Below are 26,111 nucleotides of genomic sequence, written 5' to 3' on the forward strand. Positions count from 1 at the left end.
CACATGGTCAAAAGAAAATTTAGACATCTGCTGCTTTGTCTCGCAGTGCTGCTAATGCTGCCGCAATGGAGCGGAGTGGCAGGGGCGACAGAGTCGATGCCAACTAAGCCGGATTCGGCATCCGTGCAGGAGGGGAAGAATGTGTCGGATTTCTACAATGTTATTATGCAAACTGGAGCCGATCCCTGGGTGTATAAGCACACGGATGGCTATTATTACAATGCCTTTGCAAACGCCAGCGGCGTCATGATCCGCAGAGCGAAAACCATCACGGGCATAGAGGCGGGGGAGAGGAGCCTGGCTTGGGCGCCGGTAAAGGGCACGATGTACAGCTCTAATGTTTGGGCGCCGGAAATGCACTATCTTAAGGATACCGACGGCCAATTCAAATGGTATATCTACTTTGCGGCTGATAACGGAACCAACGCAAACCACCGCATGTACGTGCTGGAGAACGCCAGTGAAAATCCGTTGACCGGCACCTGGATATTCAAAGGGAAAATTACCGATGCTACTGACCGCTGGGCGATTGACGGCACTGTGCTGACTGTCAATGAGAAACATTATTTCATCTGGTCCGGCTGGGAAGAAACAGACGGAAGCTTCCAGAATTTATATATTGCCGAGATGAGCAATCCATGGACGATCAGCTCGGAACGGGTATTGCTTTCGACGCCTGACCATGAGTGGGAGTCGTCCCCAGGCAGGATCAATGAAGGCCCCGAAGTCACGATAAAGGGCGACACGATCAATTTGATCTATTCCGCAAATGGAAGCTGGACAGATAGCTATTGTCTAGGACTGATCACGGCCAAGATCGGCGATGATTTGATGAATCCCGACTCCTGGGTGAAAAAAGACACACCGATTTTCTCCAGCGCCAATGGCGTTTACGGGCCGGGTCATCACAGTATCGTCACGTCCCCAGACGGCACAGAGGACTGGATCATCTACCATGCCGCCCGCTGGCCGGGATCAGGGTGGACCCGCAAAGTTCACACACAGAAATTCACTTGGAATGCGGACAATACGCCGAACCTAGGAGCGCCTGCCGATCCGAACATACCGATTGCCACGCCTTCGGGCGAGCCGGTGCGAAAGCGCTATGAAGCGGAAAACGCGCTGCTGGTGAAGGATCCGAGCGGTGAAACTTCTCCTGCTGTCCGGCTGGAAAGCACCGCTTCCGGCGGGATGAAGATCGCCAACATCAAGAACGCGAAAGATTATGCCCAGTTTTCCGTCAATGTGCCGGAAGCGGGATTTTATATGCTCTCCGTTCGCAATGCCAACGGTTCGCCCAATGCGGCCGATGCCTCTCATATCTTGTCGGTTAACGAGAGCTCCGGCGCCAACTTGAACATCGTCTATTCCGGCGCGAATCGTTGGGGACTGTCTACGGCGAAAATCTTCCTTAGGGAAGGCGACAATACCCTCCGCTTCACGAAGGGGAACAACTTCGCCGAGATCGACAGCCTGGATTTATTTAAGCTGGATGGATCAGAAATGTTATTTGGTGCCCCGGGGTATACGCTGGGGTTAGGAGAAACCCGCAGCTTGCCCCTGTATACCGTAACAGGCACGACCTATACCGCTGTTGACACGGGAGCAATCTTCAGTTCTTCCGATCCGAAGATCGCCGTTATTGATGGAGGGGTTAGGATTAAGGCAGTAAGTGCGGGCAGTGCCACAATCACAGCCACATATAACGGGAAAACGGCCACAGCCACAGTTACCGTTGCAATGGAGCCTAAAGCTGTCCAGTCCGTTGCCATTGGCGGATTGCCCAGCATCCTGACCGACGGGCAGGCTAGTGGGCCTTTGAAGGTAACGGCACGCTATAATACCAATGAATTTCAGAATGTGACAGCGGCGGCCCAGTACACCAGCAGCGATCCAGGGGTGGCTAGGGTTGATTCGGATGCTGTTGCCCAATCGGTATATGCGGTTACACCTGGAAATACGCTGATTACAGCCGAATTCAACGGGAAGAAAGCATCGCTCAGCTTGACCGTGATTGCAGCTGCTGATGCGGTTCAAGTTGCTTCCGTAGTGAAGACGCCATCTGGAGTGGCCCCCAAGCTGCCCAGTGTTGTTGATGTTGTCTACAACAGCCTGGCGCAGAAGGCAGAGGTTATTAGCTGGGAGCCGGAGGGAATTGATTTTAGCTCCCTTGGCACTGTTCAGGTACCTGTCACTTTGAAGTTGGACGGCCGTGATCTACCCTCCGTCATCACGGTAAATGTTATTCCCGGATGGGGACTAGATGAGATCGTGAACCAACTCCGTAATAAGTTGGCTAACTTCTCCTACCCCTTAGGCGACGGGCTGGGCAATTATAGCCAAGCGAAGTATGAGGTCTTCGTGGCCGAAGTGAATAAGGCGGAGGAGATGGCAGCAAACGCCGATCTGAGCAGAGAACAGTTTGATGTAGAAGTGGATAACCTTGCTAAAGCGGAAGCAGATTTATTAGGTTCACTGATCAGCGTTCAGGACGGGGTCATCTATAACGCTTATCGGGATTTCTCGGGCGATACGGTTGGCAAGTACCCTTACGGTATTACCACCGAAGATCTGACCAATGGCGCTGCCGCCACGGTGCAGGAAGAGGCCGGGAATCAATTCCTCCGGTTAACCACTACTGTTGCTTCGGGCAAAGCCAACCTGTTCCTGCCCTACGCAGGTGAGGTAAAGGCTGAGGGGGATGAGCGCATCATCATCGAATACCGCGCCAGACTCAACACCAGCTTCCAATACGCCAATGGCGCCATGGTGCGAAATGACAGCGGCACAGGCAATTATTCCATGGTCACGGCTTTTGATACGGGTAAAATTGTCGTCCAGAATGGACCTTCCACAAAGGTTAAAGTTCAAGACCATCAATACAATACATGGTATAACATTAAAATGGTGGCAAACTGGGAGGCCAAGACGTATACCGTCTACATCGACGATGTTGAGGTGGCCACGGACTACACCTTCCGTCACACAGGCGGCGACAAGCTGACTGGCCAGCGGTTCGGCATCGACGGTTATGCCAACGCCTCCATCGACTTTGACGATTTCAAAGTGATGGTTACTGGAGGACCGAAGGCTGCGCCGAGCGGACTCAACAGCACGAATGAAACAGCGGTTGGGGCGAAGAATGGACGCATCACTGGGGTCACTCCCTTCATGGAATGGTCCTCCGATCATGGGAATACCTGGTTGCGAGTCGAAGGGGATATCCTCGCAAATCTTTCACCCGGGACTTACTGGGTTCGTTACTCTGAAACAGATACCCATAAAGCCAGTCCTCATGTGGCGTTGACCATTGCGGCCTATACGCAGCAGCCTCAAAGTGATGACGATAATCATCCCGTCGTCCCAGCTACACCTTCTACTGGGGTCAAAAACGGGGATGGCAGCTCCACCACCAGCACAACCGACCAGACAACCGGTACGGTGATGGAGATTACGGTGTGGCCGAATGGCGACCGTAAAGTGATAACGAAAGAACGCAATGGTACCATTACCGAGGTTGTCACCAAGCACAATGGAAGCAAACGCGAGACCGTGAGCAAGCCGGATGGAAGCAGCCGCTCAATCACCACGGATACGCAGGGAGTCAAGGTTGAGACCGACACGACTTCTCTGGGAGGAGTGACGGCCGCTGTCCATCTGCCCGAAGGCGTAGCGCAAGCGCGGGTCACAATTCCGTTCAAGAATGCTTCTGTTTCCACGGTGGCCTTTGCGATTCGGGAAAATGGAACCAAGGAAGTGATCGGCACGGTTGTCACCGAAGCCGGATTGAGCTTTACAGCCAGAGGCAATAAGACGGTGAAACTGATCGACAATAAGGTTGTTTTCCAGGATGTGCCGAGCGGACATTGGGCTGCGGAGGCGATTGCCTTCATAGCTAGCCGCGAATGGCTGCTCGGAACGGAACAGGGGATCTACGCTCCCGACGTATCCATGAGTCGTGCCATGCTATTTACCGTGCTGGCCCGTGTGCATGGCATTGAGACGGAAGGCGGAGAATATTGGTACAGCAAGGCGAAAGACTGGGCTAACGCTTCCGGGATCAGCGATGGCAGTGCCCCTGAAGCTGACGTTACCCGGGAACAACTGATTACTGTCCTGCACCGTTACGCAGATCAGCCTGCTGCAGGAAACAATGTCAAGAGCTTTGCGGACAGCGGAGAAGTGTCCCTCTGGGCAAATGAGGCCATCGCTTGGGGTGTATCCGCAGGTATTCTTATTGGCAAACCAGGGGACCTATTGGAGCCTGGCAGTGTTGTCTCCCGGGCGGAAGCAGCCACCATGCTCGCGCGCTTTACAGCATGGCTCAGCCAGACAGATGATCCGTTATTTGGATACAACGGATGACGTCCCTTTTCAGGCCTGCGGCTTCTGCCGCAGGTTTTTTGCCGGTTCGTAAAGCCGGATTCCGAATGAGGGGGGACCTTTTTTCCGAGAGGTTCCTGCTGGTTTGAAGGAGAAACAAAAATCGTACAGAAAGACCTAAAGATTTTTAAGGCTCAAGGTAGACGAAACGCGGTACAGTATAAGCATCACATCCGACACTAATATTCAGCAAGAAAGAAGGGGAACCATGAAAACAACGCATGCCGCCGCAGGAAAGGATCGACCACCGGCAGCCAAAGAAGCTTTTTATCAGACGAAACGGTTCCGGCAGAATATCCCACTATTGATCATGCTTATTCCGGGATTGCTCTATTATCTGATATTCCGCTACATGCCGATGGGTGGTCTTGTGATCGCTTTTAAGAACTACAATTTTCATGATGGCATATGGTCAAGTCCGTGGGTGGGGTGGAAATATTTCGGGGTTTTATTCCATTCCCATGTCACGCTGGAAATTATCTGGAATACGCTTACCCTGAGCGTACTGAGCCTGATCTTCGGGTTCCCTGCGCCGATTATTATCGCGATTGCCTTGAATGAGGTCCGGAAGAGTTGGCTGAAACGCTGGATTCAAACCATTATTTATTTGCCTCATTTTTTGTCCTGGGTTATCGTTGCAGGCATTATCCTGACCCTGTTCGCCATCGACGGCGGTACGATCAACAAGTTGTTGGGGCAGTGGGGGATGGAGCCGGTGCCTTTCTTGTATCGTGCAAACTCATGGACCGCCATTTTTATTGGCTCCGGCATGTGGAAGGAGATGGGCTTCAGCGCGATTATCTATCTCGCCGCGCTCTCTGGCATTGACCCCAGCCTGTACGAATCTGCGGGGATGGACGGCGCAGGCAAGCTGAGGCAGATTTGGCATATCACCCTGCCAGGCATTCGTCCTACGATTATCCTGCTGCTGATTCTTGGCATGGGCCGCCTGATGGAGGTTGGATTTGATCAAGTTTACAATTTGCAAAATCCTACCGTTCTGCAGAAAGCGGAGGTTATCAGCACCTACGTGTACAAAGTGGGGCTGCAGCAGGCCCAGTTTGGCTTGACCACAGCCATGGGATTGTTTGAATCCTTCGTCGGCCTGGTGCTTGTGCTGTCGGCCAATGCCTTGGCCCGCAGATTCGACCAGGGGTTATTCTGATGAAAGGAGGGAAATTCTCGTGAGGGAATCCACAAGCGGAAAAATATTTTCAATCATTATTCACGTCGTATTAATTGGCATTTCGCTCACCTGCATCCTGCCTTTCCTGCATTTAATAGCGCTGTCCGTAAGCTCGGGGCATGCAGTTGATCTGGGGCGGGTCTGGTTCTGGCCGGTGGGGCTTGATTTCACCGTCTACAGATACTTTTTCGAAAATACGCCAGCTCTGCGCGCTTTTAGCAACAGTGTGATCATTACCTTATGTGGAACGGCTTTGAGCATGCTCGCCACCGTGTTGACGGCTTATCCGTTATCCCGCCGTTACCTTTATGCCCGGAAGCCGATCACAACGGCCGCCCTGTTCACTATGCTTTTCAGCGGAGGCATGATTCCTACCTATCTGGTTATGAATAACCTGCATTTGACGAACACGTACTGGTCCCTCTGGCTTGGCGGGCTGATCAGCACCTATAATCTGCTCATTATGAAAAGTTATTTTGAGAGCATCCCGGGAGAAGTGGTGGATTCCGCCCAGATTGACGGCTGCGGCGAGGTTCAGCTGCTCAGGCGCGTCATCCTGCCTTTGTCTCTTCCTTTGCTCGCTACATTGACGCTATTCTACGGCGTAGGCTACTGGAACATGTTTATGAGTGTTATTCTGTACATCAATAAGACGAGTTTGCAAAATCTCACCGTCATCGTTCAGGGGATGCTGCAAATTCAGGGGAACTTCAATGTATCGGCCATGGATATGATGCAGCAGCAGGAAATGGTATCCGAAAAGTTGAAAGCGGTTGGGGTGATGGTTATGGTTATACCCATGCTCGCGGTATACCCGTTCCTGCAGAAGTATTTTGTCAAAGGCATTATGCTTGGCTCTATCAAAGGTTAGCCATTCATGCTGCGGTTCCCACCGCATCGAAGACCGATGAAATCTCGGAGAAGGCCCTCAAACCGGCTTTGCCGGTTTCGAGGCTTCCATAACACCATCCGGCCTGCGGCATGGACCAGTGTTATTTCAGGGTTAGCGGCAACAACGAAATTAATCATAGATTGAGGGGGATTCCACATGTTTGGACAAACATCCGCACCGAGAATGAAGGTTACATTAGCATTGGGGCTGTCGGCGGTTATGGCAGCAGGGGCAGCCGGTTGCAGTCAAAAGGAAGAGGGGACAAAGGGGCAGGCCGAAGGAAAAGCCACCATTACGGTTTCCAACTACGACAGGGGCAATATTCCCGCAGCAGAGGGAACGGTCGAGGACAACCGATGGACCAAGTGGATCAATGAGCATTCCCCGGTTACGGCCAAATATGTGCCGGTGGATCGGGCGGAGGCAGTCAAAAAGCTGAATGTATTGTTCGCATCGGGCAGTGCGCCGGATATCGTCAATGATTTTGATACGGGGTTCCGCAATTCCCTGTACCAGCAGAAGCAGTTGATGCCGCTCGACGATTACTTGCAATATGCGCCTGAATACCAGAAGCTCCTGGAAAAGTACCCACAGCTTCGCAAAATAGGCACCAAGCCGGACGGCAAACTTTACGAAATTGGTAAAATTAATGAGCCCCATTTGCAGAGTGTAGCTTTTATCCGGATGGATTGGCTGAAAAAGCTGAAGCTGGAGGTTCCGAAAACCACGGAAGAATTGCTTGTCGTTCTGAAGGCATTCGTTGAGCAGGATCCTGATGGCAACGGGAAGAAGGATACCTATGGAACCAATATGAGCTACACCTCCGACGGCATGGTGGATTCCATGTTCGGCTCGTACGGTTGGAAAATTTCCAGCGATGACAAAATCGTAAGGACTTGGGAAAACACGTTGGAATCTCTTAAATTCAAGAAGCGATTGTTTGAGGAAGGACTTATCGATAAGGACTATCTGGCGGACAAGAATGGAGCCAAAGCCAAACAGGACTATCTGAATGGTAAAATAGGCGTGTTTCTTCCACCTGTTGTCAGTAACTGGTTTGAAAGTACCGTAACGGATCTCAAAACGCTCCGCAAGGTTGTACCGGAGGCGGAGATTGCGCCGATGGCGCAGCCTAAGTCTCCCATGGGGCAATTCGTTCATCATGTCGTCAATCCGGTTCAAATGACGACGGTGATCAATGCCGCAGCCAAAGATCCCAAGGCTGCTATGGAATATATTAACTTCATCATCAAGCCGGAGAACGCTCTGATTTTGAAAAAAGGAATTGAGGGGGAGCATTGGAAAAAAGGAACGGACGGCTTCCCTAAGGTCATTGATCCCGCGAAGAATGCCAAGGAGTTGGATTGGGCCATGGACTATACCATGTTCTACTCAATCCCTGAGAATCCGCTTCTGATTTCCACGACTGCGTTCGACGTGAGTGATCCTGACCAGAAGGCCGGTCTGGAGATGCTGAAGAAAGCCGACGAATTTCTGCTTAATCCTGAGGCGCAGTATCCCGCGCTGAGTCACTATGAGCATATGCCTACCCTGCCGAGCGATTTGGTGGTGATCAATACCAATGTCGACAAGGAAATGAAGGACATCTATACCAAAGGCATTATCGGCGGGGCCAAATATACGCCGGAGCAGGCGGTTGCAGATGCTAAAGCTGCCTGGGAGAGAGGCGGCGGCAAGCAGATTGAGGAGTTTATGAATACTTGGTATAAAGAAAATAAGGACAGAGCCTTCCTGGGCAAAGATATCCTAGAACTGGTTCGCTCTCAACACAAGAAGGGCTGAAAGACCTGGCATAGGTGAAAGGCGGACTTGGTTCGGCAAAGGCCGGGCCAAGTTTGTTTTCGGAACATTTTATATAAAAAGGAGTATATAGATCATGACAAATGAAAGGCTGCTTCACAAAATTGGACTGATCGTCGACAAGCTTATGAATCTGGGCGGCAGCGACTATGAAAAGGATAAAACCGTGCTCCACGCCGATACCAAAAAAGGGATTGTCCAACGGGATTTTGGCATTGAAGAGTGGGACTGGCCTCAAGGCGTCGGCCTTTATGGTCTGTATAAGCTGCAAAAGTATTACAGCGATCGCCGCTATATGGATTTTTTCCAGAACTGGTATTCCCGCAATCTGGATGTTGGTTTGCCGTCAAAAAATATTAATACGAGCGCCCCTTATCTGGCTCTCGTTCTGCTCCTGGATCAGCTTGAGCCTTCCAACCAGTTGGAACAGCTCTGTCGGGAGCATGCGGACTGGCTCATTCATGAGCTGCCCAAAACGAAAGAAGGCGGCTTCCAGCATACCGTCACGGCCATAGGCAACCGAGATGGCATCCATTTGCACAATGGACAGTTATGGATCGATACGCTCTTTATGGCCGTTCTGTTTCTGAATCAGGCCGGGCGCAAGTTCGAACGGCCTGACTGGGAGCAAGAAGCCGTACACCAGATTCTGATTCATATCAAGTACTTGTATGACAAGCAGACCGGGCTGTTTTTCCACGGCTGGAGTTTCGAGCGCAATGATAATTTCGGCAGCATCTTCTGGTGCCGTGGTAATTCCTGGTTCACCTACGGTCTCGTCGATTACCTGGAAACTTGTCAAGATACGATTCACCTGGGTGTTCGTCAATTTCTAGTGGATACGTATAAGGCTCAGATCAATGCACTGGTTCCGCTTCAGGCCGCTTCCGGTCTCTGGCACACCGTCCTGCAAGATCCGACCAGCTATGAAGAGGTGTCCGGATCAGCCGCAATTGCCGCAGGTATCCTAAAAGGGATAAAATCTGGTATACTAGATTCTTCCTATCAAGCTGTTGCAGACAAGGCTGTCGAGGCGGTTTGTCACAACATCAGCGAGGATGGAACCGTGCTGAATGTATCGGCCGGAACCGGGATGGGCATGGATAAAGAACATTATAGGAACATTACCATTATGCCGATGGCATATGGACAGTCTCTTGCTCTTATTGCCTTGTACGAAGCTTTACAATAATACGGGTAAACTGGACCGAAACGTGACGCGCTTTCTTCCTATGTAGACAGGTAAAATAAAAACCTCGTTTGCTTGGAAGGAAGCGTTTTATACTGCAATATGAAACTCAAGGGGGGAGCCGATTGCATCTGAGAAACTGGCCGGGGGCTATTGCCGGAAAAATAAAGGGCAGCTTCAAGATTAAGCTGATCGTGCTGCTCTCGTGTATGGTCACACTTGCTTTTGCTTTAGCAGGTTGGATGGTTTATCGCTCAAATATCCAGTTAATGGAGGATGAAATCAGCAAGCAGTTCTCCATCGCCAACGAACAATCTTTGGCCAGACTGGAGATGTCCTTCCAGGAAATCAACCGGGTATCCCAGTCTATTATCCTGAATCCGTCTATTGAACTGTTCCTCAAGGAGATCGTTGTTCCACAAAGCGATTCCTACACACAATTCAAGAACCGCAAGTATGTGGAAGAGCAATTGAATATGCTGCTGGTGGATGCGCCGTCCATCCGTTCCGTGTTCCTGTACAATGAGAATGGCGAAATGACGGTTCTCTCCAAAAATGGCGCTTCCGGCGAGCCGGGAACGGAAGACTTGAACAGGATGATGGAGAAGCTTAAACCCCATCGGGGGAATCTGGTCTGGGGCCGGGCCGAGGCGGCCAGCACCATTGATCCGGACGGCCGTAGGACGGTTCTGGTTGCTGCCAGACGGATGCTCAATGAGAAGTTGATCCCATACGGCACGATGGTGATGGTGATGGAGGAAAGCCTGGTTTCCAAAGTGCTGAGGGATCTTACAGAGAACGGCAGCGGCAAGGTGCTGCTGTTGGAGCCTATGGGCGGTATGCTCTACTCCAATACCGATCAAGACGAGATGGAGCAGCTCCTGCAACTGACAGGGGCAAATTATCCCCGTTATGTCAAAATGAATGGCATCACTTATTTGTTTGTCCGCCACGAGCTGATTCCGGCAGGCTTTACCCTTTACGGAGGGGCATCCTTGCAGGAGATACAGAGAAAAAATAAAGATATCATCCAGGTATTGGCATTTGCTGGAATCGGTGTGATCCTGCTCAGCGCGCTGCTGATTACGCTTTCCACTCGGACGCTCCTGACGCCTCTGGCCCATCTGATGCAGGGACTGCGCATACTGCGTTCCGGCGATTTTACTGCCCGTGTCAGAGTGGATTCCGGCGATGAGCTGGGCTACATCGGAGACAGCTTCAACAGCATGGCCGAGCAGGTGAGTGAGCTGATTAATAAGGTATATTTGGCCCAGATCAGCCAGAGAGAATCGGAGCTGAAGGCCATTCAGGCACAGCTCAACCCCCATTATCTGCACAACCTGTTCAATGAGCTGTATTGGAAGCTGTACAGCAACGACCAGGAGGAGACGGCGCTTCTGATCAACGCCATCTCGGAGATGTTGAAATATTCCCTAAAATCTGTTCAGACGGATACAACGCTTGGCGAAGAGCTGCATCAGATCCGGAATTACCTCAAGATCCAGACAGAACTGTTCACTGGCGAGATTGAAACCATTATTCAGGCCGAGGAGTCCCTGCTGCAGCTGCGGATGATGCGCTCACTTTTGCTGCCGGTGGTGGAAAATGTTTTTGTACACGCTTTCCGTGATATGGAGGAAGACCGCGTGCTGCGGATTAAAGCGTTTCTGTTCGATGAAGCGCTGCATATCGAGGTGGCCGACAACGGATGCGGCATGGATCAAGAAACGCTAAGATCCTTGACAGAGGCGAAGACTAACCTGCCGGACGGCAATAAGACGGGAATCGGCTACAAAAGTGTGCTGCGGCGCATTCAACTGGTATACGGACCCGCATATGGCGTGGAAATTACCAGCAGTCAAGGGAAAGGAACGGTTGTTCACATGACGCTTCCTATTAAATATGAAGCTCTGGGTAGTCAGGAGGAGGGAATCGGATGAAGGGCAAGCTGTTTATTGCAGAGGATCAGCCCAACTTCCGCAAGGGGCTGCTGAAACTGGTGGGGAAGCGGTCCGCCGAGTGGGAGGTAACGGGGGAAGCCGGCAATGGCCGGGACGCTTTGTTCATGATGGAGAAGTGTGTCCCGGATTTCTTGTTGACCGATATTCGGATGCCCCATGTCGATGGTTTGCAGTTGGCAGAAGAAATCAGAAGCCGCGGCTGGCTGACGAAGATCGTCATTGTAACAGGATTCAAGGATTTTGAGTATGCCCAGTCCGCGGTCAAGTTCGGGGTGCTGGATTTTATCACGAAGCCTTGTGTGGAATCGGATATATTAGGCGTACTCGATCGAATTTATGTGCAGTTGATTGAAGAAAGTCAGTCGCAGCTCTTGGTGGAAGGCTGGAAGCGCCAGCATGAAGACAGCGAGCTGCGCGCGGCTATTATGGGCATGCCCTGCAGCGGCGAAGAAGTGGAGGCTCTGCTGAAGCGGATGAAGCAATGCGAACTGCATTTCCTCCGTATTCCTACCTATTCCCCCCTGGAGAAGCATTATTCCGCCCAGGATGTGCCGCTGTTGCAGTTTGCTTTCACCAATATTGCCGGAGAGCACTTGACTAAATGGTTTCCGGGTGGCTATCGCCTGTTTCCCTTAAATGCATCGGAGTGGGCTTTATTGGTGGACAGGAGTGCTTCCTGGATGGAAACATCCCCCTCATGGCTGCAGATACTTACCGATTCGATCCATCAATATCTGAGACTGGCGCTTGAATGCAGCGGACAAGGGCTTTGCACCAGTACGGAGGAATTGCGCGAAGGCTACAAGAGGTATTGTCAGGAAGGGGAAAGGGACCTCGGCTCTACCAATGAATCGCTGCTTAACCAGACGGCGCTTTACGAGAAGGAGAAGGAAATTGTAACCTGGCTGATGTCGGAGGATAACAGTCGGCTGTACCGGGAGCTGAAGGAACAAACCATCCGGATCAGTAAGTTGCCCCCGCAAACCGCCAAAATTGAAGCGCTGCTGTTGGCTGCTGCCATTCATCGGTTGGTGCAGGTTCAGTTTCCCGAATGGCAAATGGCCGTGCTCCCCATAGAGTGGGATTCCGTCTACAAATGTGCGACACCGGAGGATATTGCGGCATGGCTGCAGAGATACATCAATGAATTCCTCCAATCTCACAATAATTGGCTTGCCAGCAAGAATGATAATCCGGTCAAGCAGGCCATTCGGTTTATTGAAGAATCCTACATGGGGGTATGCGGCTTGGCCGAGGTGGCGGCTCATGTTCATCTCAACCCCAGCTATTTCAGCAATCTGTTTAAAAAGGAAACCGGGGAAAGTATAACCGGCTATATCCAGAATCTGCGTGTACAGAAGGCGAAGCTTCTGCTGAAAAGCACGGATATGAAAATATTCGAAATTTCCGAGGCGACCGGCTTTAATGACTCCAATTATTTCACGCATTTGTTCAACAAAATAGCGGGTGTTTCCCCAAAGGAATACCGCAAGCAGGTGGCCGGTCAGTGACTCTTCTAGGACGGCTTGTCGATCGGTAAAAGTCCGAAATTCCTTGATAGACTAGGAATTTCGGACTTTTTGTTTTTGAATCTATATTGTATACATTTTGTATTTATGATAGATTGAAGCTACATACTTAGAAGAACTTATGTAATAATATAGGAACGACGGAAGGTCTGATTAAAGGAGTTGGCAGATGAAGTTCTCCAAATATATGGTCCGCATTTTATTGTTTGGCTTGCTGCTCGAAACGATTCCGGTGGCTTCGATCGGATTTTTTTCTTATTATCAAGCTTCATCAACCGTTCAAAGCAAAGTCATTGAAAGTAATGAGCAGGTTTTACTACAGACTCAGATGCGGATTGAAAAAATGCTTGAAACGGTGGATAACATGCTGACCGTTTTTATAAACTCCTCCGAGTCGAATAAGCTTTTGCAGCAGGAATTGAATCCGAATCAGTTTGAACTGATTAATTCGATCGAACAAAACCTTCATAATCTCCAAGTGTATGATTTCGGAATTAAAAACATCATTTTTTTCAATCACAATAAACAGTGGGTTCTGCAAAATGAGGGATTATTTCGTTTTGATCAATATAGCAACCAAGACCAACTCATGTCTTATCTGAAGCGTCCGCAAAATTCAGGCTGGACTTCGGATGAGCATAACGCTTATTTGATCAAGAAATTGCCGATTAATTCTAACGACCCCGAAGGTTTGCTGATTGCGGAGGTGCCATTGACAGAGTTGCAGTCGCTGCTTATGCAGAATAAGGAATTTGGGAATATGTTTATCCTCAATTCCAATCAACAAGTCATTGCTACTGACGAAACGGCAAGTGATAAATCTTATTTTACCCGTGAAGTTGATGCTGCTCAACTAGCAGCGTCCTCCTTGCTGAGCGATAATTTGCAATCCCAATCAGGCCAGAACCAAATCATTTATCGTAAATCGAACTATTCAGGCTGGACGTACCTATCCATCGTCCCTTTAAAAGAGATTAATAGAGACAGCGCAAAAATTGGTTGGTTAACCCTCTATATTTGCCTGTTTATTTATTTTATTACGTTGCTGATTACATTATTTGCTTCGAACCGTTTGTATCGTCCAGTAGGTAAACTTTACGCCATTTTTTCTGGCACGGAACAAGCTAATTCGAAAAAGCGACCAGATGAATTAAAATTTATCCATGACAGTGTGCAGGCTCTCTTGGAAAAACAAACGCTGATGGATGGCAGAATGAAAAAACAAATGGATCATCTGAAGGAGTTATTCATCATTCGATTGTGCCGAGGAGAGCTGCCTCCCTTGGAGATTGCAGATCACTGGAATGATTTCTATCGTCCTTCATTAGAGAATGAGCGGTATGGGGTCATGATTATGCAGATTGATTCGCTAGCGGAAACGAATTATCGGGAGAAAGATACGGATTTACTCCTGTTTGCGATCAACAATATTGTCAACGAAATGATCAGTGAAGAACACCGATTGGCGCCTGTCATTATCGATCGCTCACAAGTCACGATTTTTCGGTGTACGGAAACGGAGGATAAACCGGAAGCTTACTTGAAACTTTGGATTGAAATGGCTGAAGAAGCCCAGCGGACGATCAAAGATGTCCTTCAATTAAATGTTAGTATTGGCATTAGTAAGCCTTATCCGGCTGTTCACGATATATCCGTTGCCTACAATGAAGCGGCAGAAGCGCTAAAGCACAAAATTCGTTTAGATAAAGAAGCCATCATTTATATCGATGACATCTATGCCTCTACGAAGACACATCTCAAATATAAGTTCCCTGATCAAAGCGTGAATGAACTGATTGACGCAATTAAGTTGGGGGATCCGACCACGAGTGGACAGCTGTTAAAGCAAATTTTAAAATCGATTTTAGTGGATAACTATTATCAATACGATTACCATTTGCCGCTGGTTCATTTGTTTATTTCGTTGGTTCGCGAACTGCCAAGTACCGAGAGCGGGGCAGAGCTTCAGACGGATGTTCCGAACTCGCATTTGGAGCAATTGTATAATTTGAAAACGATGACCGAGATTGAGGATTGGTTTGGGGACCGAATTATTGGACCGTTAACGGAAGCGTGGGAGAAAGTCAATCGCAGACGATCTCGCAACATATCGGATGAAATTATTCATATGATTCATGAGAAATACGAAACGGATTTGTCTCTCACGACTTGTGCGGAGCAGCTTCATTACCATCCAAGCTATATTAAACATGTATTTCGTAAAGAAGTCGGTGTAACCTTTAGCGAATATTTATTAACGTATCGTTTGAATATAGCCAAGAAATGGTTAATCGAGACGGATATGAAGATCGCGGAAATTGCAGTGAGGCTGCAGTACAATAATTCCCAAAACTTTATTCGTTCGTTTAAGAAGCAGTTCGGTATCACACCAGGTCAATTTCGTAATGAAAACGGCTCCTATCCTGAATCGGACTAAGAGCGCTTTACATGCGGCATAGCCTCTCGCAACAAGAGGGGTTATGCCGTTTTCCTTCTTAGGGGGAGGGATAATCAGATAATCATAACCATAATCAATAAAGTCTGATACGCTCTAATGATCATGAATAGCGTTTGAAGCTCTGTTGAGTATAGACGGCACGCCGGCTCGTAGCCTAATCTGAGGTCAACACATGTGGAATACCAATACTCATTAGGAAGGAGGCAAGTACAAGTGTCCTTGACGGATAATCAATTAGCTGTCCAACGCCTGCCCTCCAAAAGCTCTAGCGCCCGGATGCTTCGTTATATCATTCGAAACAGATGGCTATATGTCATGATGCTGCCAGGGATCGTATTTTTTCTGATTTTCAAATATTTACCGATGTGGGGGGTGCTGATTGCCTTTCAGAATTATCAGCCCTTTTTAGGATTCTCTGGCAGTGAGTGGGTGGGCTTTGCGCATTTCGAACGGTTTTTTAGCAGCCCCGATTTTTGGTTGTTGACACGAAACACCCTTATTCTTGCGATGCTCAATCTCGTGTTCTTTTTCCCGGCCCCTATTATTATCGCGCTCATGCTAAATGAGGTCCGGATCGGGGTGGTCAAACGATTCATTCAAACCATCATCTATATTCCCCACTTTTTCTCGTGGGTTGTTATTATCGGTATTGTGTACATGTTTTTCTCTTCACAGTACGGCATCGTCAATCAGGTGATTGCATCCTTAGGTGGGAACACAATCGATGTCTTTACGAATCCGTCGATGTTTCGTCCGATGATTACTTTAGAGGTGATTTGGAAAGAGACGGGCTGGGGAACGATTATCTTCTTGGCTGCATTGGCGGGCGTGAATGCCGAATTGTATGAGGCCGCACGAATTGACGGTGCCAATCGATGGCGTCAATTGATTCATATCACGCTGCCTGCAATCCGGAGCACGATTGTTATTTTGTTTATCCTCCGACTCGGCCACTTCCTGGATACCGGGTTTGAGCAAATTTTCCTTATGCTAAATGCCTTAACACAGCATGTTGGCGATGTTTACGATACATATGTGTATCGCGCCGGTATTACGCAGGGGCAGTTTAGCTACAGCACGGCGGTCGGCTTATTCAAATCGCTGGTCGGTCTTGCCCTGGTCGCAATGGCGAACTATCTAGCCCGCCTGTTTGGTGAAGAGGGCATTTATTAAGGAAGGTGAAATCCATGCATACACGTCGCTCGCTAGGCAGCATGTTGTTGGACATTATAATCTATGGCGTGCTGATCGGTTTTGCCGTCATGACGGTAGTCCCCTTGCTTTATATTATCGCTGGCTCGTTTACGGACGGGACGGAACTCGTGAAAAACAAATTGGTTCTCATCCCTACTCATTTTTCCTTGGATGGCTATACCTTTATTTTGAAAACGCCTGATATTCCAAGAAGCCTGTTGGTGACGATTTATATTACAATCGTTGGTACGGTGATCAATCTGCTGTTCACTTCGTTACTGGCCTATCCGCTGGCTCGCAAAGATTTGAGGGAGCGCCGAGTTATTTTATTTTTCATTCTGTTCACCATGTTATTTAGTGGAGGTATTATTCCTTCCTTTTTAGTTGTAAAATCGTTGGGGCTCATTGACTCGTTGTGGTCGCAAATGATACCGAATGCCATCAGCGCGTTTAATCTTATCGTACTTCGCAATTTTTTCATGCAGCTGCCGGAAAGCTTAGAGGAGTCGGCGAAAATAGACGGCTATAACGATCTGAGTATCATGTTTCGCATCGTTCTTCCGCTATCGCTGCCAGCCCTTGCTACATTCGGCTTGTTCTACGCCGTGGAACATTGGAATACGTTCTTCTCGGCCCTGCTTTATTTAAATGACGCACACCAATGGCCCATTCAAGTGTGGCTTCGTCAAATTATTCTTTTATCGCAGGGAGGGCTGGATACCGGCAACCTGGGACAAGATTTTGTCGTTCCTCCTTCGCAGACGATCAAAATGGCGGTTATTGTCATCTCCACGCTGCCCATCCTATGTGTATATCCATTTCTTCAGAAACATTTTGCTCAAGGAATTCTCCTTGGCTCGGTAAAAGGATAACGAAAAGGGATATAAGATTTTCAAAAAATAGGGAGGTTTCTTACCATGAGAAACAGAAAAACAGCAACGATTTTATTGCTTAGTTGTATGACCGCTAGTGCGTTACTTGCCGGCTGTTCGGACAAAAAGGAAAATTCAGAGGCCTCAGCCTCTGTTTCCCCGAAAGGAAGTGCAAGCGCTTCCGCTGCTCCGAAAAGCATGAAAATGATGCTCCCGCTGTTCTCGGCGAATGCACCATCCAATGATAATCCGGCACTAAAGGAAATTCAGGCTTATACGAATTCCAAAATTGAACTCACTTGGGTCCCGGATTCGGCTTATAACGACAAGGTGAATACTTCCATAGCATCCGGGGCGCTGCCAGATGCCATTGTCGTGCTGGAAACCAAGTCGCAGAGCATTGTAAACGCGGCCAGGTCAGGGATGTTCTGGGAAATTGGACCTTATTTGAAGAAGTTTCCAAACTTAGCTAAGCTGTCCCCGCAGGTTTTAAATAACATCTCCATTGACGGAAAGGTTTATGGGATTTATCGGTCGCGACCGCTCGCTCGTGGCGGCATGATGATTCGCCAGGATTGGCTTGACAATCTGGGACTGAAGCAGCCGGATTCGATGGAAAGCCTTTACGAGGTGATTAAAGCTTTTACCAAGAACGATCCAGATAAGGATGGTAAAGACGATACTGTTGGCATGCTGGAGAGTAAGAGCCTAACAGGCTTTCCGCAAGTCCTTACTTATTTTGGCGGCCCCAAAGGTTGGCAGGTGAAGGATGGCAAGTTCACACCTGAATTCATGACGCCTGCATTTATGGACACGCTGAAGTTTTATAAGAAGCTCTATGATGAGAAATTAATGAACAGTGACTTTGCTGCGATCACGGGTACGCAAATGTTTGATTATATGAACAGCGAGAAAGGCGGCATGGCGATTAACGTATTGGACGATGCCGGCGGTCGATTTACGGTTCTGCAAAAGGCGAACCCGAAAGCCGTTATTGACGTGATCAGCCGATTTAAGGGACCGGACGGCAATTATCATATGGCAGCGACTACTGGTCACAACGGAGAAATTATGTTTCCCAAGTCGAGTGTAAAAACCGAACAGCAGCTTCTAGATTTACTCGGCATCATTGATAAACTGGGTGATCCGACAATGCTTGATTTATTTGCGTGGGGACTTGAAGGCGTGACGTATAAAAAGGAGAACGGCGTACCTGTGATTACTGACCAAGCGTCTTATGACACCCAAGTGAACCCTTTGCTGCAATTGCTGCCGTATGGCACGACTGCTGCAACACCCGGAAATGACGCTCCAGTCGTGAAGAAATACAAAAAGATGATGATGGACAATGAAGCCATCGCGATTCCAAATCCAGCTGAACCTTTTATTTCGGAGACGATGAATAAAAATGGTTCCGAATTGAACCAATTGATTAACGATGGAAAAATTAAATATATCATGGGTGCTATTGATGACGCAGGCTGGAATCAGATCATCGCTACTTGGAAGAAAAACGGGGGGGACAATGTCATCGCCGATTATGAAGCCGCTTATGCAAAAGCAAATGCGAAGTAATCGTCCATCCAATAAGGAGGAAAAGATCAATGAAGAAAATGCGTAAATCGTTTGTTGCTTTTATTGCACTGTTGTTGATGTTATCGGTAGCGGTCGATGTATCGGCGTATTCACATCCTGGAGGCGTTGTAACGTCAAGCGAGTTGAGCACGATTAAAACGAAAGTGGATGCCAATACCAGTCCATGGATGGAAGCGTATGACCAAATGATGATCGATGCCAATCAAGCGTTGAGCGTCACCAGTCACGCGATCGCGGCTTTAAACATACCGGGTTATTACGCAAACCCTGCTGCACATGATGCGGCAAAGCTTAGGTTGGAGATTGATGCCCAGGCTGCCTATGCGGCGGCAGTGGCCTACCAGCTAACTGGTAATACCGTTTATGCGGAAAAAGCGAAAGAGCTTCTGAACGGTTGGGCGTACACGAATACCTCGATCAGTGGCACGGACGGTAGACTTGTATCCGCGTATGTCGGTGTCGGATTGATTAATGCCGCAGACCTCTTGAAAGGATATACCGGCTGGAGCGCTGCGGATAAATCGCAGTTTGGCCTTTGGCTGACGAATGTCACGATTCCAGTATGGGACTCGATTACATTCACGAGCAATTGGCGGGACTGGAGCTTATACGCTCAGATTGCCTCGTATCAGTTCTTGGACGATGCTGCCGCCATGGCGTCAGAGGTGAACCAGCTTAAGACGCAAATCGATGTGTCCATTGCCTCGGACGGCTTTCTCCCGGATGAAACGACGCGTGGCCAAAACTCGCTTTGGTATCACTATTTTGCGCTGACGTCGATGACGGCCGCTGCGGATATTGTGAAGCATGCCACGGGCGAGGACTTGTTCAATTGGGTATCCCCAAGCGGCAAAACTATTAAGCTGGCACTTGATAAAATGTTCTATTACGTCAATGGGAACGTTTCGCAATGGCCTTCGGCCTATGGGGGCGGCAATCAATCGTTCTCCAACGCAAGAAATCTCTATGAAGCGATGGCGGAAATCTACCAAGACAGCGATTATGAAGATTACGTCAGAGACTCACGTCCATTAAAAGGGAGAATCAACAGTGCGAGCGGGTATTACCATAATCATGCTTGGGTATATCCGACGTTATTAAGAACGTCTTTCCCACCGGCTCCCCTTCCAGGTCTAGTCGGTTATTGGAATTTCGATGAAACCTCCGGAGTGGCGGCAGCAGACTCCACGGGTAATGGGCTTAACGGAACGTTAACCGGTGGCCCGGTTTGGACGGCCGGCCACACAAATAATGCACTTTCCTTCGATGGCAGTGACGATTATGTGGATCTCGGAAATCCATCCAAATTGCGGCTTACCGGAGCCATGTCGCTGTCTGCTTGGGTTTATTTGGATTCCTTTACAAGTGCAGGGCGCATCATCAGTAAGCAGGGGCCATCTGGCAGCAGAGGCTGGAGCTTAAATTTGGAGACGGATGGCAAAGCTTCTTTTCAAATCGCCAGCAGCGGCACGGCACTCCAAATTGTCAACACCGCTACTGCCATTCCAGCCAATCAGTGGGTTCATCTTGTAGGTGTCTATGAGCCTGGCACTGCGCTGCGGATTTATGTGAATGGTGTTCTAAGCAATGCCAATACGACCTCCATTGCCGCGTCCCAATACAATAGTAATCTGAATGTAAATATCGGCCGACGCCCGAGCAGTGAATTGTATTTTGAGGGTAAAATCGACGAAGTGCGATTGTACAATAAGTCGCTCACGACGCCCGAGGTGGCGGATCTTGCGGCTGCAACGGATGCCAGTTTGGTAGGCTATTGGAATTTGGATGAGACTAGCGGCACGACCGCCGCGGATTTATCCGGCAATGGGTTAAACGGCACCTTGGTCGGAGCTCCTGCTTGGACGACCGGACATACGAATAACGGACTCGATTTTGACGGAAGCAGCGATTATGTCAACCTGGGCAATCCGACTGCTTTGCGATTAACTGGCGCGATGACGTTGTCGACCTGGGTTTATGTGGATTCGCATACGACAGCAGGACGCATTCTTAGCAAGCAGGGACCAGCTAACAACAGGGGCTGGAGTCTCAATATGGAAACAGATGGAAGGGCATCCTTTCAAATCGCTACCAATAGTACGACACTTCAGATTGTGAATAGTGCAGCCGCGATCCCGACTGGTCAATGGGTGTATCTAGCGGGTGTTTACGAACCTGGAAGTGCATTGCGGCTTTATGTCAACGGTTCGTTAAGCAACGCCAATACGACATCGATTGCTGCATCGCAATATAATAACAGCTTAAACGTCAATATGGGTCGTCGCCCGAACGGAGAATTGTACTTTGACGGGAAGATCGATGAGGTGCGGATCTACAACACAGCGAAGTCGGCAGCGGAGATTACAGCGGGAATGTAATTGAATACCAAGAGAGTGATAGCGCAGAAGCTAGGCTATCACTCTCTTTATTCAAGCAGTATGAGATTCTAATTCATCAATATGCGCGCACCGATCTCGAGATGATCGTAGATGAGCTGTTCAGCTTCGGCGGTTTTACCGTCCACAATAGCATCAAAGAGGGCTACGTGGTCTTCATAGGAGATTTGAATTCGTGTTTTGTCTTTGCGAAGAACTTTAAGTGCCACTTGATATAATTTATCCTGCAGTTGATCCATGGCCTGAATCATTTCTTGGTTCCCATACACTTCGGCAAGCTTTCGGTGAAAGGCGGAATCAAGGAGTGTAAAGGCGGCGTAATCACGGGACCGCATATACTCTTCTTGTTTGGCGAGGTTATCGCGGAACCAGAGAAGGTCGCTTTCCTCCCATTCAATCAGAGAAATCTTTTTGACAATGTAACCTTCTATCGATTTGCGAAAATCATAAAAGTCCAGTACTTCCATTAAAGATAACTCGACCAGGCTTATTCCTTTGTTTGAGGAGTAGTTTAGCAGCCGTTCAACGGTAAGCCTTTCAAGTGCCGCTCGAATCGGAGTACGGCTCATGCCAAGCTTCTCGGTCAAATATTTTTCAGTCAGCTGTTCGTTGGAATTGATCTCTCCGTTAAGCAGAAGCTGTTTTAAACGATCGTAAGCTTTTTGTTTGAGTGTTACAGCAGGCAAATCAATCATCCTCATTTGTAGTGGAGTGGATATTTCCTAAGATTGCTTAAACTTTCTTTCATCCATGCATGTTCTTTCCGAATGGTGTTCTCCGTCGTCCCGCAGTAGGGGGTCCACAGTTCTAGTATGGCTGTAGGTGTTTTACCGTACTCTGCGATACGACCGAATAGATAATTAAGATCCAATCGACCGGCTCCTGCCGGCGTTCCCAGTAAGCTGAAACCCATCTGATGATCGATCCGCTGGATGTCAAAGTCTTTAATGTGCAGGTTTACAAGATAGGGAGTCAGTGCATCGATTACTCGCTGTGGATCCTCCAAAGCTCCGAATGAATTGACAGTATCCAAGCAGCAGCCAATATGCGCACTGTTTAATTGTTGAAACAACCCGATCAGCTGGTTTGTTGTATGTAAACCGTGATTTTCAATAGCTAACAGGACGCCCTCATGGGCAAACTCAGGCTCGATTTCGGCAAGGTCCCTAGCAGCGACAGACAGATCGGATGTTGTGATCAGCGTTCGAACCAGCTTGGAGTTGAGTAAACGAGCGATTTGCAGATAACGTCTTAAATGGTCCGGATCCGTGCCTCTTGTGCCAATTTCTAGCTCAATATTGATTTCTTCAGCCCGACGTCTCAATTGAAGGAGCTCATTGTCGCTCTTAGCTTGGAGTGGTAAGTTATCGGCGATTTGAACAAGCGCAACTTGCTCTTCCCTTGCAATGGTCAGGAGACCGCATGCATCTATCGGCTGTAAAGGGGGGGGGTAACCGGGAACGCCCACGCTCCAGGTTAAGGTGTAACTGCTTATTCCAAGCTTCATAATCAGCCTCCAAATGAGTTCAGCTTTTTATTTATTTTACCATATCCGCAAAAGGCGTCAATAATAAAAATACAATGAATATACGAATAAATATGTATTGTATACAATATGGACTCGTGTTATGGTTACACTATGTTATTTGTTAGTGAAAGGGAGTAGAGACAGTGGATGCGAATACGCTCAGCAAGACAATCACTTTAATAGGCGCTGGCGGCAAGATGGGCTGCCGATTGATGGATAACTTACTTCGGGGAAAGGATCGCTTGCTGTTTTGCGAGACTTCCGATGTTGGAATCGGCCGTATTGCTGAAAGAGGGAGAAGCGTGACGCCTGTCGAACGGGCACTTCCAGAATCGGATGTGGTCATCCTTGCGGTTCCCGATGCGTTGATCGGCAGCATTTCCAAGCAGGTGGTTCCGCAAATGAAGAGCGGTGCGATCCTAATTCTTCTGGACCCGGCAGCTGCGTATGCCAACCAAGTTGCCGAGCGGGACGATATTGGCGTCGTGGTCACACATCCTTGTCATCCGGCATTATTCGATGAGCAGGAGACCCTGGAAGCAAGGCAGGATATGTTCGGCGGCATTGCGGCCAAACAGGATATTGTTATTGCCCTCCATCAAGGGAATGAGGAACAATTGGCAATTGCAGAGGGTATCTGCATCCGGATGTTTGCTCCGGTCGTGACGTGTCACCGGATTACCGTCGAGCAGATGGCTCTGCTGGAGCCCGCAGCGGCAGAGGTTGTGGCGGCTGCGGCTGCCTGCATCATGAAAGAGGCGATGGATGAGGTTGTGCGCATGGGGGTGCCGGAGGCTGCGGCCCGTTCTTTTATGCTAGGGCATATCCAGATTCCGCTCGCGATTGCCTTTAATCAAGTGAATCCGTTCTCGGATGCTGCACGCATCGCGATTGATTACGGCTATGAAACCATTTTTCAACCGGACTGGAAAAAAGTATTTACAAAGGAATCGCTGCAAGAGGTGTTGAAGCGCATGCTGCATCTGGAGCAAGAACAGGAGTGCAGAGGATGACAATGTGGAAAATCGGTTTGATCGGGGCAGGTTATTGGTCCTCTCGCCATCTGCAGGCTTGGCAAATGATTCCGAATGTGATGGTGACTGCCTTATGCGATCCTGATCTTGCCAAATTAAGCGAAAAGGCACATCTGTACAATATTCCGGAGGAAAGCTTATATCTGTCCGCCGAGGAAATGGTTAAGGAGGCGGAGATTGATATTGTCGATGTTGTCACGGGGCCGGAATCGCATGTGGCGCTTGTCGAGTTGGCTGCCAAGGCCGGGAAGCATGTCCTGTGCCAGAAGCCTTTTGCCCGAACGCTCGAGGAAGGAGCGCGCATGGTCGCATTTGCCAAGCAAGCTGGCGTTCGACTAATGGTAACAGAGAATTGGCGGTGGCTGGAGCCTTTTCGGTGTATCAAAGAAATGCTAAATAGCGGGGTGATCGGGGCGATTCATACGGTGCGTTACGTACATACGGACTTTTATACCCCGCGAATGGAGCCTACGGTGAAGCTGCCGCAGCCGGTGTTCCGCGAGATGCCTCGATTGCTGTTTTATGAGATGGGAGCCCATTGGTTCGATGTGTGGCGGTTTTTGTTCGGGATGCCGAAGCGGGTATACGCGGAGCTAAGCCAAGTCAGCCCTTATATTGCGGGTGAGGACAATGGCATCGTCGTGCTTGGGCATGAAGGCTTTCACGGGTATATGGATATGAGCTGGGCCACCCGGCAGCAGTTGGATCGCCCGCTCAGCGATAGTGTGGCACCGGTTCATTTGGAACGCTTAGTGATTGACGGCCGTGAGGGAACCCTCAAACTTTACACCAACGGGGATATTTCGCTTATTAATCAACATGGCAGTGAAGAGCGCTGGATCAAACATGGGACAACGCTTGACCACGAGGAAAGCCATGTGCGTCTTCAAACGCATTTTATCGAGTGCCTGAATGCCGGTGTGGACTTCGATACCAGTGGCGCCGATAATATGGAGACGCTTCGGCTGCTATTCAGCGTATACGAAAGTGCGGAGAAGCATGTGGCTGTATATTTGGCGCAGTGAAAGAAGGAACTGAACTTGAGTTCGATAAATGAGACCAGGAGGGAGTACCCGATGGGGTATTTGGAACATGTAACGAAAGAGCTGTATCACTATGTACCTGAGCTCACGAAAAAAGACGATTTTGACGCGTTCTGGGAAGAAACGATTCTCGAAGCTAAGCGCGTGCCGTTAGCCCCGAGCCGGAAGCGGATCGAGTATCCGATTCGAAGCGTCGAGGTCTATGAGATTCAATATTATGGCATGGACGATACGCCCATATACGGTTGGATGATCGTACCCACGTTTATGCGCAAAAATAAATACCCTTGCCTGATCCACTACCACGGTTTCAATATGAACCGGGGCGAACCCGGCGCTTATATGAACTGGGCAATGATGGGTTTCGTTGTACTAACCGTCGATTGCCGCGATCAGGGGGGACGCACGGGCAACCACGCGTCTTATTCCAGCGGCTTCTCTTTAAATGTAGCGAGTAAAGGCATTCATAACCGAGATGAGTACTTTTACCGATATGCATATATGGATTGTCTAAAAGCAATTGATTTCGCTTGCGCGCAGGCAGAGGTAGACAGCTCGCGCATTGTGGTGGAAGGCGGCAGTCAGGGGGGAGGCCTGGCGATGGCGGTTGCTGCATTGGATAACAGACCGGTGTTGGCGATGGTCGATGTGCCCAGCAACAGCAATTTGACGCAGCGCGTCGAAGGCATGCACGGCGCGTTCGCCAGCGCAGCCGAGTATATCAAGAAGCATCCCGATGAATTGGAACTCGTTATCGATAACTTGACCTATTTTGATACGATGAATATGGCGGATCGCATTACGTGCCGAGTTTTTGCTTCCGTTGCCATGAAGGATGAAGTCTGCCCGCCGAAAATGTATTTTGCCACATACAATCGGATTCCGGGCGAGAAGGATGTGGTCATTTATCCGTTCAACGGGCATGAAGGCGGCGGGGCTAAGCAATTGGAACGCAAGTTGGCTTACGTGAACCGCTGGTTCAAAGATTGGTTTGAATAACGCAAATACGCCGGAGGATTGGGCAAGACT

General features: G+C 49.1%; 17 protein-coding genes. 15 read left to right on the forward strand and 2 right to left on the reverse strand.

The window, feature by feature from the left end:
* The first annotated feature begins 3 nt into the window (after positions 1-3).
* From ABE504_RS09335 to ABE504_RS09390, 12 genes are all read left to right on the forward strand, one after another.
* Positions 4-4,365, forward strand: coding sequence for a family 43 glycosylhydrolase (locus ABE504_RS09335; RefSeq protein ID WP_430087489.1), 4,362 nt, complete (start codon positions 4-6; stop codon positions 4,363-4,365).
* Positions 4,366-4,591: 226 nt separating this feature from the next.
* Complete coding sequence (locus ABE504_RS09340; RefSeq protein ID WP_430087491.1) at positions 4,592-5,548, forward strand: ABC transporter permease; 957 nt, start codon at positions 4,592-4,594, stop codon at positions 5,546-5,548.
* 19 nt (positions 5,549-5,567) lie between these two features.
* Positions 5,568-6,440: a carbohydrate ABC transporter permease gene (locus tag ABE504_RS09345; RefSeq protein WP_430087493.1), complete on the forward strand. Its 873-nt coding sequence runs from the start codon at positions 5,568-5,570 to the stop codon at positions 6,438-6,440.
* Between the two features lie 177 nt (positions 6,441-6,617).
* Positions 6,618-8,264 carry an extracellular solute-binding protein gene (locus ABE504_RS09350; protein WP_430087495.1) on the forward strand — a complete coding sequence of 549 codons (1,647 nt, stop codon included), beginning with the start codon at positions 6,618-6,620 and terminating at the stop codon, positions 8,262-8,264.
* 94 nt (positions 8,265-8,358) lie between these two features.
* A complete protein-coding gene (locus ABE504_RS09355; protein WP_430087497.1) occupies positions 8,359-9,474 on the forward strand; it encodes a glycoside hydrolase family 88/105 protein in 1,116 nt (371 codons plus the stop codon).
* A 122-nt stretch (positions 9,475-9,596) separates the two neighbouring features.
* Positions 9,597-11,411 (forward strand): sensor histidine kinase, encoded by a 1,815-nt coding sequence (locus ABE504_RS09360; protein ID WP_430087499.1) that lies wholly within the window; start codon positions 9,597-9,599, stop codon positions 11,409-11,411.
* A complete protein-coding gene (locus tag ABE504_RS09365) occupies positions 11,408-12,943 on the forward strand; it encodes a response regulator transcription factor (protein ID WP_430087501.1) in 1,536 nt (511 codons plus the stop codon). The genes ABE504_RS09360 and ABE504_RS09365 overlap by 4 nt, the downstream gene beginning before the upstream one ends.
* A gap of 205 nt (positions 12,944-13,148) precedes the next feature.
* A complete protein-coding gene (locus tag ABE504_RS09370) occupies positions 13,149-15,398 on the forward strand; it encodes a helix-turn-helix domain-containing protein (protein WP_430087503.1) in 2,250 nt (749 codons plus the stop codon).
* 297 nt (positions 15,399-15,695) lie between these two features.
* Positions 15,696-16,592 carry an ABC transporter permease gene (locus ABE504_RS09375; protein WP_430088667.1) on the forward strand — a complete coding sequence of 299 codons (897 nt, stop codon included), beginning with the start codon at positions 15,696-15,698 and terminating at the stop codon, positions 16,590-16,592.
* Positions 16,593-16,606: 14 nt separating this feature from the next.
* Positions 16,607-17,485, forward strand: coding sequence for a carbohydrate ABC transporter permease (locus tag ABE504_RS09380; protein ID WP_430087505.1), 879 nt, complete (start codon positions 16,607-16,609; stop codon positions 17,483-17,485).
* Between the two features lie 45 nt (positions 17,486-17,530).
* Positions 17,531-19,060 (forward strand): extracellular solute-binding protein, encoded by a 1,530-nt coding sequence (locus tag ABE504_RS09385; protein ID WP_430087507.1) that lies wholly within the window; start codon positions 17,531-17,533, stop codon positions 19,058-19,060.
* 29 nt (positions 19,061-19,089) lie between these two features.
* Positions 19,090-21,459: a LamG-like jellyroll fold domain-containing protein gene (locus ABE504_RS09390; RefSeq protein ID WP_430087509.1), complete on the forward strand. Its 2,370-nt coding sequence runs from the start codon at positions 19,090-19,092 to the stop codon at positions 21,457-21,459.
* A gap of 68 nt (positions 21,460-21,527) precedes the next feature.
* Here the strand turns inward: ABE504_RS09390 and ABE504_RS09395 are convergent, their stop codons facing one another.
* Positions 21,528-22,163, reverse strand: a complete 636-nt coding sequence (locus tag ABE504_RS09395; RefSeq protein ID WP_430087511.1) for a GntR family transcriptional regulator — start codon at positions 22,161-22,163, stop codon at positions 21,528-21,530.
* Positions 22,164-22,174: 11 nt separating this feature from the next.
* Positions 22,175-22,984: a sugar phosphate isomerase/epimerase family protein gene (locus ABE504_RS09400; protein ID WP_430087512.1), complete on the reverse strand. Its 810-nt coding sequence runs from the start codon at positions 22,982-22,984 to the stop codon at positions 22,175-22,177.
* 164 nt (positions 22,985-23,148) lie between these two features.
* On the opposite strand from ABE504_RS09400, the gene ABE504_RS09405 reads away from it, so the two are divergent.
* From ABE504_RS09405 to ABE504_RS09415, 3 genes are read left to right on the forward strand one after another with little or no spacing between them, the layout of a single operon-like run.
* Complete coding sequence (locus ABE504_RS09405; RefSeq protein ID WP_430087514.1) at positions 23,149-24,018, forward strand: phosphogluconate dehydrogenase C-terminal domain-containing protein; 870 nt, start codon at positions 23,149-23,151, stop codon at positions 24,016-24,018.
* Positions 24,015-25,064 carry a Gfo/Idh/MocA family protein gene (locus tag ABE504_RS09410; protein WP_430087516.1) on the forward strand — a complete coding sequence of 350 codons (1,050 nt, stop codon included), beginning with the start codon at positions 24,015-24,017 and terminating at the stop codon, positions 25,062-25,064. The genes ABE504_RS09405 and ABE504_RS09410 overlap by 4 nt, the downstream gene beginning before the upstream one ends.
* A 51-nt stretch (positions 25,065-25,115) precedes the next feature.
* The gene (locus tag ABE504_RS09415) at positions 25,116-26,081 is read left to right on the forward strand and encodes an acetylxylan esterase (RefSeq protein WP_430087518.1); all 966 of its coding nucleotides are present in this window, start codon (positions 25,116-25,118) and stop codon (positions 26,079-26,081) included.
* Positions 26,082-26,111: the final 30 nt, after the last annotated feature.

The organism is Paenibacillus oryzisoli, assembly GCF_050467285.1.
Taxonomy (GTDB): Bacteria; Bacillota; Bacilli; order Paenibacillales; family NBRC-103111; genus Paenibacillus_E; species Paenibacillus_E oryzisoli_A.

Bases quoted from the DNA above. Each gene is read 5' to 3' on its own strand.
- ABE504_RS09355 (WP_430087497.1), top strand. From the start codon at position 8,359: ATGACAAATGAAAGGCTGCTTCACAAAATTGGACTGATCGTCGACAAG.
- ABE504_RS09415 (WP_430087518.1), top strand. From the start codon at position 25,116: ATGGGGTATTTGGAACATGTAACGAAAGAGCTGTATCACTATGTACCT.
- ABE504_RS09380 (WP_430087505.1), top strand. From the start codon at position 16,607: ATGCATACACGTCGCTCGCTAGGCAGCATGTTGTTGGACATTATAATC.
- ABE504_RS09340 (WP_430087491.1), top strand. From the start codon at position 4,592: ATGAAAACAACGCATGCCGCCGCAGGAAAGGATCGACCACCGGCAGCC.
- ABE504_RS09335 (WP_430087489.1), top strand. From the start codon at position 4: ATGGTCAAAAGAAAATTTAGACATCTGCTGCTTTGTCTCGCAGTGCTG.
- ABE504_RS09410 (WP_430087516.1), top strand. From the start codon at position 24,015: ATGACAATGTGGAAAATCGGTTTGATCGGGGCAGGTTATTGGTCCTCT.
- ABE504_RS09400 (WP_430087512.1), bottom strand. From the start codon at position 22,984: ATGAAGCTTGGAATAAGCAGTTACACCTTAACCTGGAGCGTGGGCGTT.
- ABE504_RS09365 (WP_430087501.1), top strand. From the start codon at position 11,408: ATGAAGGGCAAGCTGTTTATTGCAGAGGATCAGCCCAACTTCCGCAAG.
- ABE504_RS09390 (WP_430087509.1), top strand. From the start codon at position 19,090: ATGAAGAAAATGCGTAAATCGTTTGTTGCTTTTATTGCACTGTTGTTG.
- ABE504_RS09375 (WP_430088667.1), top strand. From the start codon at position 15,696: ATGCTTCGTTATATCATTCGAAACAGATGGCTATATGTCATGATGCTG.
- ABE504_RS09350 (WP_430087495.1), top strand. From the start codon at position 6,618: ATGTTTGGACAAACATCCGCACCGAGAATGAAGGTTACATTAGCATTG.
- ABE504_RS09385 (WP_430087507.1), top strand. From the start codon at position 17,531: ATGAGAAACAGAAAAACAGCAACGATTTTATTGCTTAGTTGTATGACC.
- ABE504_RS09370 (WP_430087503.1), top strand. From the start codon at position 13,149: ATGGTCCGCATTTTATTGTTTGGCTTGCTGCTCGAAACGATTCCGGTG.